At 39.4% G+C, this 13,109-nt stretch carries 10 protein-coding genes; all 10 read right to left on the minus strand.

What is annotated here, in order from left to right; translation table 11 throughout:
- Nucleotides 1-33: 33 nt before the first annotated feature.
- Complete coding sequence (gene rimP, locus GXK58_RS03690) at nt 34-504, minus strand: ribosome maturation factor RimP (RefSeq protein WP_160719971.1); 471 nt, start codon at nt 502-504, stop codon at nt 34-36.
- A gap of 229 nt (nt 505-733) precedes the next feature.
- The gene (locus GXK58_RS03695; protein WP_160719973.1) at nt 734-5,059 is read right to left on the minus strand and encodes a PolC-type DNA polymerase III; all 4,326 of its coding nucleotides are present in this window, start codon (nt 5,057-5,059) and stop codon (nt 734-736) included.
- A gap of 172 nt (nt 5,060-5,231) precedes the next feature.
- The gene (gene rseP, locus GXK58_RS03700) at nt 5,232-6,491 is read right to left on the minus strand and encodes an RIP metalloprotease RseP (RefSeq protein WP_160719975.1); all 1,260 of its coding nucleotides are present in this window, start codon (nt 6,489-6,491) and stop codon (nt 5,232-5,234) included.
- Nucleotides 6,492-6,532: 41 nt separating this feature from the next.
- Nucleotides 6,533-7,675 (minus strand): 1-deoxy-D-xylulose-5-phosphate reductoisomerase, encoded by a 1,143-nt coding sequence (gene dxr, locus GXK58_RS03705; protein WP_160719977.1) that lies wholly within the window; start codon nt 7,673-7,675, stop codon nt 6,533-6,535.
- A 31-nt stretch (nt 7,676-7,706) separates the two neighbouring features.
- Nucleotides 7,707-8,501 carry a phosphatidate cytidylyltransferase gene (locus tag GXK58_RS03710; RefSeq protein WP_160719979.1) on the minus strand — a complete coding sequence of 265 codons (795 nt, stop codon included), beginning with the start codon at nt 8,499-8,501 and terminating at the stop codon, nt 7,707-7,709.
- A gap of 41 nt (nt 8,502-8,542) precedes the next feature.
- Nucleotides 8,543-9,325 (minus strand): isoprenyl transferase, encoded by a 783-nt coding sequence (locus tag GXK58_RS03715; RefSeq protein ID WP_160719981.1) that lies wholly within the window; start codon nt 9,323-9,325, stop codon nt 8,543-8,545.
- A 272-nt stretch (nt 9,326-9,597) separates the two neighbouring features.
- Nucleotides 9,598-10,155 (minus strand): ribosome recycling factor, encoded by a 558-nt coding sequence (gene frr, locus GXK58_RS03720; RefSeq protein ID WP_160719983.1) that lies wholly within the window; start codon nt 10,153-10,155, stop codon nt 9,598-9,600.
- Nucleotides 10,156-10,881: a UMP kinase gene (gene pyrH, locus GXK58_RS03725; protein ID WP_160719985.1), complete on the minus strand. Its 726-nt coding sequence runs from the start codon at nt 10,879-10,881 to the stop codon at nt 10,156-10,158. It lies immediately after the preceding gene.
- A 169-nt stretch (nt 10,882-11,050) separates the two neighbouring features.
- Nucleotides 11,051-11,935 (minus strand): translation elongation factor Ts, encoded by an 885-nt coding sequence (tsf, locus tag GXK58_RS03730; RefSeq protein ID WP_160719987.1) that lies wholly within the window; start codon nt 11,933-11,935, stop codon nt 11,051-11,053.
- Between the two features lie 128 nt (nt 11,936-12,063).
- Nucleotides 12,064-12,768 (minus strand): 30S ribosomal protein S2, encoded by a 705-nt coding sequence (gene rpsB / locus GXK58_RS03735; protein ID WP_098528709.1) that lies wholly within the window; start codon nt 12,766-12,768, stop codon nt 12,064-12,066.
- Between the last annotated feature and the right edge of the window lie 341 nt (nt 12,769-13,109).

The following is a 13,109-nucleotide window of genomic DNA, read 5'->3' on the forward strand; positions in this document are numbered from 1 at the left end:
GTATCCCCCTAATCCTTTTTAAATTTTCTTTTTTTATGAAAAGGAAACTGCTAAGCGTGCACTTGCTATTTTCTCAAATGGAATATTAATCAATTTTTTCCGTGTCTTGATTTTTATCTCAATCACCACTTGTTCACCGTTAAATTCCACTAATTTGCCTTCGAACTTGTTTTCTCCATCGATGGGTTCATAGGTTTTAACAAATACATTTTTCCCGATGGATCTTTCATAATCAGTTGCCTTTTTTAATGGCCGCTCTGCTCCTGGCGATGATACTTCTAGGAAATAGTTATGAGGAATTGGATCCAGTTCATCCAATTTTTCACTTAAGCGTTCGCTTACCAAGCCGCAGTCCTCTATATCAACACCCGTATCCTTATCGATATATACGCGGAGGAACCAGCTTTTTCCTTCTTTCACATATTCGACTTCCACTAGTTCTAATCCAAGTTCTTGAAAAATTGGTGCAGCCAGCTCTTCTACAACTTCCGTTACATTGCTCATGCTTTACCTCCTTTTCTTTTATTATTCCACCCAAATTCTATGTAGTTCACGGAAAGTTTTATCAAGTTATACAAAAACAATAGTAAACAAAACCAAGATGCAATACGCAGCTTGGTTACATAACGAAAGAGTGGGTTTCCCCACTCTTGAACTCGAGAGTATTTCTTAGTATTTCCAATAAAACTATACCATAACCATTGTTGATATGCAAACCCAAAGCGGAAGTGCCCTAAAACAAGGAAAGCTGGTTTTGCTCAGGCAATGCCGCAAGACAGCCTTGTTTATCTAAATATTCAAGGATGGTCTTGGATACCTTACCGCGCTGCTGCAAGTCTTCTTTGGATAGGAATTCTCCTTCTCCTCTTGCCTTAACAATATTAAAAGCCGCGTTTGTTCCTAATCCTGGGATCGAATTGAACGGAGGAATTAAGGTATTTCCTTCAATAATAAATTCTGCAGCATCTGATTTATATAAATCATAGTTTTGGAAGCTGTAACCTCTTTCCGTCATTTCAAGCGCAAGTTCTAGGACCGTTAATAAGTTCTTCTCCTTATTTGATGCCTCAAGACCTTTTGCATTAATTTCTTCAAGTTTTGCACGAATTGCTTCGGAACCTCGAGACATAGCTTCTATATCAAAGTCCTCAGCGCGGACTGTGAAATAGGCAGCATAATATAGAAGAGGAAGATGTACCTTAAAGTACGCAATCCTTACAGCCATTAAAACGTAAGCTGCGGCGTGAGCTTTCGGGAACATATACTTGATTTTTTTACAAGAATCAATGTACCATTCCGGCACCTCATTCTTGCGCATTTCAGCTTCCATCTCTTCGGATAAACCTTTACCTTTACGAACGGATTCCATAATTTTAAAAGCAAACGATGGATCAAGTCCCTGATAAATCAAATACACCATGATATCATCACGACAACCAATTACTTCACTTAAGTTACAGATATTGTTATGAATCAATTCCTGTGCATTTCCAAGCCACACGTCCGTTCCATGTGATAATCCGGAAATCTGGACAAGTTCTGAAAAGGTTGTCGGCTTTGTATCTTCAAGCATTTGACGCACAAAGCGGGTACCAAATTCAGGAATACCTAATGTACCGGTTTTACACATGATTTGCTGCTCTGTAACACCAAGTGACTCTGTACTGCTGAAGATTTTCATTACTTCTGGGTCATCTGTCGGGATCGTCTTTGGATCCATGCCGCTCAGATCCTGAAGCATCCGGATAACCGTCGGGTCGTCGTGTCCGAGTATATCGAGCTTTAGGACATTATCATGGATGGAATGGAAATCAAAATGAGTTGTTTTCCATTCTGAATTGCGGTCATCTGCCGGGAATTGGATCGGGGTAAAGTCATACACATCCATATAATCCGGAATAACAATAATTCCCCCTGGGTGCTGACCGGTTGTTCTTTTTACCCCCGTACAGCCGGAAGCTAACCTTTCCACTTCTGCCCCGCGGATTTGCAAGTTATTATCCTGTTGATAAGCTTTTACATATCCGAAAGCTGTTTTATCCGCTACCGTACCAATCGTTCCAGCACGGAAAACATATTCTTCACCGAATAGAACCTTTGTATAGTTATGAGCACGAGGCTGATATTCACCGGAAAAGTTCAAATCGATATCGGGGACCTTGTCCCCTTTAAATCCTAGAAAGGTTTCGAAGGGAATGTCATGGCCGTCTTTGCGGTATTTTTCTCCACAATTCGGGCAGTCTTTATCTGGTAAGTCAAATCCTGAACCGACGGAACCATCATTAAAGAATTCCGAATGCTTACAGGTTGGACATACATAATGCGGCGGCAGTGGATTTACTTCTGTAATCTCCGTCATTGTTGCAACTAATGATGAACCAACCGATCCACGTGAACCAACAAGATAACCATCATTAAGGGACTTTTTAACCAGTTTATGGGAGATCAAATAAATAACAGCAAACCCGTGCCCGATAATACTTTTTAATTCTTTTTCGAGCCTGGCTTCTACTATTTCCGGAAGCTCTTCACCATAGATACTGCGTGCCATTGCGTAACTCATTTCACGCATTTCTTCATCTGCACCTTCAATACGAGGTGTATATAGATCGTCTTTGATTGGCTTTATTACATCAATCATGTCTGCAATTTTATTTGTGTTGGTAACAACAATCTCTTTTGCCTTCTCTTTACCTAAAAATGAAAAGGCATCAAGCATTTCGTTTGTTGTCCTAAAATGAACATCGGGCAGTTCATGCCTGTTCAACGGGTTGGCCCCGCCTTGGGAATTAACTAATATTTTTCGATAGATTTTATCATTTTCATTTAAATAATGAACATTTCCTGTTGCCACAACTGGAATCCCCAATTTGTCACCAAGGGCAACAATCTTCCCAATGATATCTTCCATCGAATGCTCGTCACGTACCAATTCCATTTCAATTAGTGGGGCATTCACTTCTTTTGGCATGACTTCAAGATAGTCATAAAATCCTGCAAAGCTCTCTACCTCTTCAGGGGATTTTTGCATCATCCCTTCAAACACTTCACCTTTGTTACAACCGGACCCTACTAAAATTCCTTCACGGTACTTTTGCAGGACGGACCTTGGAAGTCTTGGCACTCTGTAAAAATACTCAATATGTGATATAGAGATTAATTTAAATAGGTTTTTTAAGCCTGCTTCTGTCTGAGCTAAAAGTGTACAGTGATAGGGACGGGCACGTTGATAGGCATTTCCTTTACCCATATTATCATTGAATTGATCATGGAACTCGATTCCCTTCTCCAAAGCATCTTTTAGCATTTTCAAAAGCAAATAACCAGTTGCTTCTGTATCATAAATGGCTCGGTGATGCTGGGTTAAATCAATATCAAATTTCTTAGCCAATGTATTTAAACGATGATTTTTAAGTTCAGGATATAAAAAGCGGCCCAGTTCTAATGTATCGATAACAGGATTTTTTGCTTTTTCCAAGCCGATTTGCTTATAGGCTACGTTTAAGAAGCCCATATCAAAGGAAGCGTTATGGGCAACTAATACCGCATCGCCAACCCAATCATAAAAATTCTTAATTACTTCAGAGATTTCTGGAGCGTCTTTTAGCATATCATCCGTTATACTTGTCAAATTAATAATCGTTGCTGACAGACGCCGATGCGGGTTAGCGAATGATTCAAACCTGTCAATGATCTCTCCATCTCTAATCTTAACGGCTGCGAGTTCAATAATGGTATCATATACTGCTGAAAGTCCTGTCGTTTCAACGTCAAATACCACAAATGTATCCTCGGCCAAGCATCGATGGGCATCATTATAAGCAATCGGCACCCCATCATCCACCAGGTTTACCTCTACGCCGTATAGGATTTTGATATCATTCTTTTTCCCTGCACCATATGCTTCAGGGAATGACTGGCCAACAGCATGATCGGTTACGGCAATTGCCTTGTGTCCCCACTTTTTCGCTTGGGCAATCAGGGTACTTACTGGGGTAACGGCATCCATTTGACTCATCGGAGTATGAAGATGAAGTTCAACTCGTTTTTCATCCTCTGGTTCAGTATCCTTTCGTCCCGCTGGTTTGATTTCATTAATATCATTACAAATCATTACAAGGTCACGGACAAATGTATCATTCTGAACACTTCCCCGAACCTTTACCCACATGCCTTTTTTGATAAATTGGAAAAGGGCTGCGTCTTCTTTATCACGAGAAAACATTTTAACAATAATGGAACTTGTATAATCTGTTATTTTAAAAGTTAATAGGGAACGGCCGCTCCTGAGCTCTCTTATCTCAGCATCAAAGATGTACCCCTGTACGACGACACGTCTTTCTTCATCGACAATATCAATCAAACTGCGAAGTTCACTATCATCCTTAATCGTTAGACCAATTTGAAGCGGTCCTGAAGGAGCCTCTCCTCCCGATTGACTCTTATCCGCTTCTTTCTTTTGCATTTCTACAACAGCCATTTTAGCACGTTCTTGATCTTCTTTTTGTTTTGCCAGTAAGAATTGCTGATACTCATCATTTTTCTCTTCATTTTTTAATTCGGTATCAATAGCCAGCATTGGAAAACCAAAGGACTGATAAATATCCCCAATGACAGGGCCATACTTTCTTTTTAAAGCAAGACCCTCCGCTTCGTTTCTAACAGACACAGTCAGTTTATTACCGCTGACTACTGGGATTTGTTCATTTAATAGCTTAACAAGCGGAGGTGAAATACCGTCAATTTGCTGGATACAATAGCTCCAGTAGTCTAGTAAAATTTGCGGTGTGACGGCTTGATTCGTTACTTGTATATTGTAGGAAATGGCTGCGATGCTGGAAAATGCTCTTTCAAGCTGTGTTGTAAACTTGAGATAAACATTGAATGGAAGTATTTTTTCAAATAGGAATTGAAAGTGCCACTTCCTCTCTTTCTTTTCAACAAGAAGCCTTTCAATTTGTGCATTTTGGAAATGTACTACTACAGCATCTTCTACTAATTGGAGCTGCTGGAGCAAGAGTTGGAATCGCTCTTTATTGCCTAAGGCATGTTCGCTCATCGTCTCTCTCCCATCTATATCAAACTATATTTATCTATTTCAAAATTTAATTATACCATAGCTGAACAGGAATCGTCTTATTTCGACAATAACGACAATTTCGCCATTCAATCCCATAAAAATAAGGACCGCAGCAGCGATCCCTATTATGGTAACAAATTAAATTGATCTTTTATAGGAAAAATCTTTGGATATCATTCCAGGTAACGACAAGCATTAGCAGCATGAGGAGCGCAAAACCGATAAAGTGGACCATTCCTTCTTTTTGTCGGTCAATTGGTTTCCCTCTCACCGCTTCCACTGCAAAGAACATTAACCTTCCGCCGTCCAAGGCTGGGATTGGCAATAAATTCATAATCCCTAAGTTAATACTTAAGATGCCAGCCCATTTCATTAAATAGTAAATTCCAGACTTCGCAACCTCATCCGTGGACTTATATATACCTACTGGACCTGACAACGCATCAATTGAGAATTGACCTGTCACTAATTTACCAAGCATGACGAATATTTGTTTTGTCCAGAAATAGGTTTCCGTAAATCCTGACTTTACCGCTTGGACAGGTGATTTTTCCACCGGGCTATAAACACCGATAATCCCCATTTTATCTCCGTCTACCGTCTTTTCTTCTGGAGTTACTTGAATGTCCTTCTCTGTACCATTTCGTGTGATAGAGAAATCAAGTTTTTGATTTGGATTTTTACGGATGATTTCAACTACATCTGTCCAACTTGAAATTTCCGACCCATTAATACTTTCTACAATATCCCCTTTTTGGAGACCTGCAGATTTAGCCGCCCCCTCAGGAGTAATCACACCCAGTTTAGGTTCATTTGAGGGCACACCTTGTAATAAAGCAATAATGATAAAAACAACGAATGCTAATACAAAGTTCATCATTGGTCCCGCGAAGATGGCCATAAATCTTTGTGGTAGAGTCTTAGAGCCGAATTGACGATCAATTGGGGCAATTTGTGATTCAATGCCATTTTCGACAATTACTGCTTTGGAATCAATCTTAAATGTCTGGAAACTTTCATTGTCATCTTCCGGATATCCCTTGATGACTAATTCCTTTTCAATATCCGCATATTCGACTTCCACAATCCGGCATTTAGGAAATTTTTCTTTATTATTTAAAATAATTTTATTGACCTTATTTTCTTGATCAAACATAAGTCCAATCCGGTGACCAGGCTTAATTTCGACCATTTCCGGATCTTCACCAGCCATGCGGACGAAGCCGCCGATTGGCAAGAGACGAATGGTATAGGTAGTTTCTCCCTTTTTATGAGTAAACACCTTTGGTCCCATTCCAATTGCAAACTCACGGCAGAGAATCCCCGCTCTTTTCGCAAAAACGAAATGACCTAATTCATGAAAGAAGACCAATGCGCCAAAAATTACAATGAAGGCAATAACTGTGCTCAAATGTAAAACCACCTTTTTTAGAGGATAGGGAAGTATCTTACCTATAGTAGTGAGTGTACAAATTGTCGTGTCTCTTTGTCAACCTCTTCGATAATAGCTAAACTTGGATTTTCTATAACATTATGTTTATTTAAAGCTTGCTCTATCAAATCCTCTATTTGCAAGAATCGGATTTCACCTTTTAAAAACTTAGCCACTGCTGCTTCGTTTGCTGCATTTAACACCGTTGGCATGGTGCCCCCTTTGTTACCAGCGTAATAGGCAAATTCAAGACAACGGAAGCGTTTTAAGTCCATCTCCTGAAAATGCAGTTTACCGATTTGGGCTAGATTTAAGCGATTCGCCGATTTAAGAGGAAGACGATCCGGGTATGTAAGTGCGAATTGAATCGGCACACGCATATCTGGTGTTCCTAGCTGAGCAATGATGCTCGAATCATGAAACTCAACCATTGAATGGATAATACTCTCTTTATGAAGCAGCACATCTATTTTTTCAAATGGGACTCCAAACAGCCAATGCGCTTCAATTACCTCGAGTCCTTTATTCATCATCGTTGCTGAATCAATGGTAATTTTCGCACCCATAGACCAGTTTGGATGGTTTAAGGCCTGTTCAACGGTAACATCCACTAATTCGGCACGGGTCCGGTCACGAAAACTGCCGCCGGAGGCTGTTAAAATTAATCGTTCAATATTTTTATCCATTTCTCCTTGCAGCGCTTGGAAAATGGCAGAATGTTCACTGTCAACGGGAAGAAGCGGTACATTATTCCTTTTAGCCGCTTCGATTACTAAATGTCCTGCAGTAACTAATGTTTCTTTATTAGCGATTGCAATGACTTTGCCGCATTCGATCGCTTGTAAGGTTGGATGCAGTCCTACACTGCCAAGAACAGCATTCACAAGGATATCCGACTTATCAAAAACTGCAACCTCAATTAACCCCTCATTGCCGAAAGTAAATCTAGTTCCAGGATATTCTGCTTTTAAGGCTTCACAATCACCTGAATCCTGTACGGAGACTAACAGTGGTTTAAATTCAATAATTAACTTTCGAGCCAATTCAATATTTCTTCCGACCGAAAATGCGGCTAATTTAAATTCTTCTGGGTGCTCACGGATAATATCGATCGTTTGAACCCCAATTGATCCAGTAGCACCTAATAAACTAATTGTTTTCAAGCAGTTCAACTCCTAATAAAAAAGCACAACCTTAACTCCAAAGATGGAATAGGTTTAATAATGGTAAAACAAATAATAGACTGTCAAAACGGTCTAGAATACCTCCATGTCCCGGGAGGATGTTGCCGGAATCTTTCACATTAAAATGCCGTTTAAATGCGGACTGTACGAGGTCGCCAATTTGTCCAAAAACAGAAAGCACAACGGTAATCCCCATAAGTGTCACTAAACCGACTGGGATGGTAGTGGAAAATAAAGAGAATAAGACTCCTACTATCACCGCACAAACCACACCGCCTAATGAACCCTCCACTGTTTTATTAGGACTAATTTCTGGCCAGAGTTTTTTCTTACCCATCGCTTTACCGACAAAATATGCACCAGAATCAGTTGCCCAAATGATAAATAGAGAATAAAAAACATAAACAAGCCCGGCCTCACGGGTTTCAATAAAAAAGTAAAACCCAATTCCGACATAAATGGCAGATAAAATGGAAAATGAAACTTCTTCAAAGGTAAAGCGATTTTTTGTTACAACTGTAAAGGCTAGTAACAATAAAATACAGATAATCGCGACCTCAGTTTTCGAATAAAAAAAACTAGAGAATACATGATGATATTGCTTAGGGAAAATAATCACCCAAAGAAATAAAAGTGATATTAGCCCATTTATAGAAAAGATATTCAACTTTTTCATTTTTAATAGTTCATACAGTCCAATTGTAGCAAGAAGGTACGTTAATAGAACAAATGGAAGTCCGCCATAAAATACAATTGGCAAAAATAATGCTGCTGCTACCACTGCTGTAATGATTCTTTGCTTCATCTACTAGTTCAACACCTTTTATGTTCTTAAGAGGGTAATATTTAAGGATTAATTCCGCCAAAACGGCGCTGGCGCTTTTGATAGGCTTCAACCGCCTCGAGGAAATATTCCTCATTAAAATCCGGCCACAATACTTCTGTAAACCAAAACTCAGAATAAGCTAACTGCCATAACATAAAGTTGCTTAAGCGGATTTCACCACTTGTCCGGATTAAAAGGTCCGGATCTTGAAACTCAGAACTCATTAAATAAGAAGAAAAGATATCTTCATTTAATTCCGTCTCCTTCAGTATGCCATTTTTATTATCAATTATGATTTGTTTTACAGCATCAAGAATTTCTGACCTGCTGCCATAATTTAAAGCAAAATTTAGAACAAGTCCTGTATTATTTTTTGTTTCTTCCGTCGCTCTCTCAATGGCATTGAGTGTATGCGGGGGCAATTGATCTTTATACCCCATCATTTTAACTTGAACATTATTCTCTATTAATTCAGGAAGAAAAGTACCTAAAAATTCTTCCGGAAGTTTCATAATATATTCCACTTCATTTTTCGGGCGTTTCCAGTTTTCAGTAGAAAAAGCATATAACGTTAAGGTCTTTATACCAAGTTTATTTGCCAGCATCGTTGTCTTACGGACAACTTTCATGCCTTCGTGATGACCTGCAATCCGCGGGAGTGCCCTCTTTTTTGCCCAGCGGCCATTACCATCCATTATAATGGCAACATGCTCAGGAACAGGTGATTCTTTTATTTCTTCTATTTTATCTCGGAGTGTGGAAGAGTTAGCCGGCTTCTTCCAAAGCCCAAATTTATTTAACATAACATTGCTCCTCAGGTTAATTAATCATTTCCTCCGATAATAAATCAGGTATTCACATATCAAATATGTAAAAGCATTTTAGGTTAGATAATATTATCATACCAAAAAAACTTATAGATATCTCTAAATATAACTTATGTAATATAACAGGAATTAAGAATAATGTTCATAAATATTAACGGTCAATCTAATCATCTAGGGTAATAGTGAAAAAACCCCCATGGATGAGGGTCTTTTAAATCAATTTCTCTAACAGAACGGTATTTGTTTTATTACACTTCTAAAATTTCTTTTTCTTTATCTTTTGTAATTTGATCAATTTTTTGAATGAATTCATCGGTAAGCTTCTGAATATCGTCAGAATAGCCGCGGAGCCCATCCTCTGTAATTTCACCGTTTTTCTCGAGTTTTTTCAAATCATCGTTACCGTCACGGCGAATGTTTCTGATCGCTACTTTTGCTTCTTCTGACTCTTTTTTCACTACTTTAACAAGTTCTTTCCGTCTTTCTTCAGTCAATTGTGGAATGGCAATACGGATAATGGAACCATCGTTTGAAGGATTTAATCCTAAGTCAGATTTCAAGATAGCTTTCTCGATATCACCAAGAATAGATTTATCATATGGTTGGATAACGAGTAAACGAGCTTCTGGAGTAGAGATTCCCGCAACTTGATTGACAGGTGTTGGCGCACCATAATAATCAACAGTGATTCGATCAAGCAATGAAGCACTAGCGCGGCCGGCACGAATGCTGGCAAGCTCACGAGTATATGATTGAACTGCTTTGGTCATACGATCTTTTGTTGCAGCAATGACTTGTTTCGGCATTTAGTTTTTCCCCCTAACAATTGTTCCGATTTTTTCACCCATAACGGCTCTTTTAATATTGCCTTGTTCCATAATTGAGAATACGATCAATGGAATATCGTTATCCATACATAATGATGAGGCAGTTGAATCCATAACGGCTAACCCTTCTTTAATAACATCTAAGAAGGTAAGGTCTTCATACTTAGTCGCATTAGGATCAATTCTTGGGTCTGCAGAATAAACACCATCGACATTATTTTTAGCCATTAAGATTACTTCCGCATCAATCTCGGCTGCCCTTAACGCCGCTGTTGTATCTGTTGAGAAATAAGGATTACCTGTACCCGCCGCAAAAATCACGACACGACTTTTTTCCAAGTGTCTCATGGCCTTGCGTCTGATGTACGGCTCAGCAACTTGACGCATTTCAATGGATGTTTGGACACGTGATTGAATTCCTAATTGCTCTAAACTATCCTGAAGCGCTAATGAATTCATCACGGTTGCTAGCATGCCCATATAATCAGCTGTGGCTCTGTCCATGCCCATTTCACTGCCGATTTTCCCGCGCCAAATATTACCTCCGCCAACGACGACAGCAACTTCAACGCCAAGCTCTGCTACTTCCTTTACCTGTTCAGCAATTGACTTAATTACAGAAGGTTTAATACCAAAACTGGACTCACCAGCAAGTGCTTCCCCACTTAATTTTAATACCACTCTTTTATACTTAGGACCGCTCATATAAACCTCCGTATCTTAAAAGCGCAAGCGCCTTGATTAGGCGCAGGAGCTAGATATATTTATTATATATTTCTCTTCAAAAATAGGGAACACGCCGTGTCCCCTATTTAAAACTTATTTCAGTAACATTCCCTTTAAGCTTTGGTTTTAAGGCTCGAGAATATTTGACTTATTTTTTATTTACTTGGTTCATAACTTCTTCTGCGAAGTTGTCTTCTTTCTTTTCAATACCTTCGCCTACTTCGTAACGTACGAATTCACGTACAGTTGCGCCCTTAGACTCAGCAAATTGACGCACCTTTTGATCAGGGTTTTTAACGAAAGTTTGATCAAGAAGACATACATCTTCAAAGTATTTTCCAAGACGGCCTTCAACCATTTTTGCTACGATGTTTTCTGGCTTGCCTTCGTTAAGCGCTTGTTGTGTTAACACTTGACGCTCATGCTCAACTTCCTCTTGAGAAACTTGGTCACGAGATACATATTTTGGTCTTAATGCAGTAATGTGCATAGAAATGTCTTTCGCAGCAGCTTCTTCAGTAGTTCCTTCAAGAACAGTTAGAACGCTGATACGGCCGCCCATGTGGATGTAAGCTCCAAATGCATCGTTGTCAGTCTTAGATGCAAGTGTAAAACGGCGAAGTGAAAGCTTTTCTCCGATTTTTGCGATTGCAGCGTTGATGTGGTCAGCAACAATTGCACCATTTTCCATTGTTTGAGCAGATGCTTCTTCAACAGTAGCTGGTTTGTTTTTTAGTAAGTGTTGTGCAAGCTCTTGTACTAAAGCTTGGAACGCTTCGTTTTTCGCAACGAAGTCTGTTTCAGAGTTAACTTCAAGGATAACCGCTTCGTTTCCTTGTGCAACAACTGAAGTTAAACCTTCAGCAGCAATACGGTCCGCTTTGTTAGCAGCCTTCGCAATACCCTTCTCACGTAAGAAATCGATTGCTTTGTCCATATCACCATCTGTTGCTGTAAGTGCTTTTTTACAGTCCATCATGCCTGCGCCTGTTTTTTCACGAAGTTCTTTTACCATTTGAGCAGTAACTGCCATTTTAAAATTCCTCCTTTTAATCTATGTACTATTTCTTATCTTTAGCCATTCAAACCTAAGATAAACATTTCTTAAAAAAAGGTGATAAAGGGTCTCCCTCTTATCACCTTTTTGAATAAGTCACTATCTTACGCTTCTTGTGCTACTTCTTCACCTTGTTTAGCTTCAAGGATCGCATCTGCCATTTTACCAGTTAATAGTTTAACCGCGCGGATAGCATCATCGTTAGCTGGGATAACAACATCGATTTCATCTGGATCACAGTTAGTATCAACAATACCTACGATAGGAATGTTTAACTTCTTAGCTTCTGCTACTGCGATACGCTCTTTACGAGGGTCGATGATGAATAGTGCATCAGGAAGTTGCTTCATGTCTTTGATTCCGCCTAGGAATTTCTCAAGACGCTCTTGTTCTTTCTTAAGTTGAACAACTTCTTTCTTAGGTAATACTTCGAAAGTACCGTCTTCTGACATTCTTTCGATATCTTTTAAGCGGCCAATACGCTTTTGAATTGTTTCGAAGTTTGTTAATGTACCACCTAACCAACGTTGGTTAACATAGTACATACCAGAACGAGCTGCTTCTTCTTTAACAGAATCTTGAGCTTGTTTCTTAGTACCTACAAAAAGAATAGTTCCGCCGTTACCAGCAAGATCTTTCACCCAGTTATAAGCTTCTTCAACCTTTTTAACTGTTTTTTGAAGGTCGATGATGTAGATGCCGTTACGCTCAGTGAAGATATATTTCTTCATCTTAGGGTTCCAACGGCGAGTTTGGTGTCCGAAATGTACACCAGCTTCAAGCAATTGCTTCATAGAAATTACTGACATGTGTTTTTTCCTCCTAGTGGTTTGTTTTCCTCCGCTCGTCTCATTTTTAAACAGAAACTGTCGTGACAGCACCATCCATTTAAATCAACAAGCGTGTGTATTAACACCATGAAATAATATAGCATAAGAAAATATAACAATCAAGAAATACTTTTAAAAAATAGGCACTATTAAATTAAGCTGTTGATTTCCGCTCCAGGCGCTCGCTTTCCGCGGGCGTGCCGGGGAGCCTCCTCGGCGCTTTAGCGCCTGCGGGGTCTCCCCTGTCCCGTACTCCCGCAGGAGTCGAGCGCCCTCCGCTTCAATCAACAGAGGTTTAAAACAAAAATGTCATTTTTAAA

The sequence above is a fragment of the Bacillus sp. USDA818B3_A genome, assembly GCF_009928415.1.
GTDB lineage: Bacteria > Bacillota > Bacilli > Bacillales > Cytobacillaceae > Neobacillus.

Coding starts and splice junctions, on each gene's coding strand:
- frr (WP_160719983.1), bottom strand. CDS start 10,155: ATGCCGAAACAAGTCATTGCTGCAACAAAAGATCGTATGACCAAAGCA.
- tsf (WP_160719987.1), bottom strand. CDS start 11,935: ATGGCAGTTACTGCTCAAATGGTAAAAGAACTTCGTGAAAAAACAGGC.
- GXK58_RS03715 (WP_160719981.1), bottom strand. CDS start 9,325: ATGTTAAATAAATTTGGGCTTTGGAAGAAGCCGGCTAACTCTTCCACA.
- rpsB (WP_098528709.1), bottom strand. CDS start 12,768: ATGTCAGTAATTTCTATGAAGCAATTGCTTGAAGCTGGTGTACATTTC.
- GXK58_RS03695 (WP_160719973.1), bottom strand. CDS start 5,059: ATGAGCGAACATGCCTTAGGCAATAAAGAGCGATTCCAACTCTTGCTC.
- GXK58_RS03710 (WP_160719979.1), bottom strand. CDS start 8,501: ATGAAGCAAAGAATCATTACAGCAGTGGTAGCAGCAGCATTATTTTTG.
- rimP (WP_160719971.1), bottom strand. CDS start 504: ATGAGCAATGTAACGGAAGTTGTAGAAGAGCTGGCTGCACCAATTTTT.
- pyrH (WP_160719985.1), bottom strand. CDS start 10,881: ATGAGCGGTCCTAAGTATAAAAGAGTGGTATTAAAATTAAGTGGGGAA.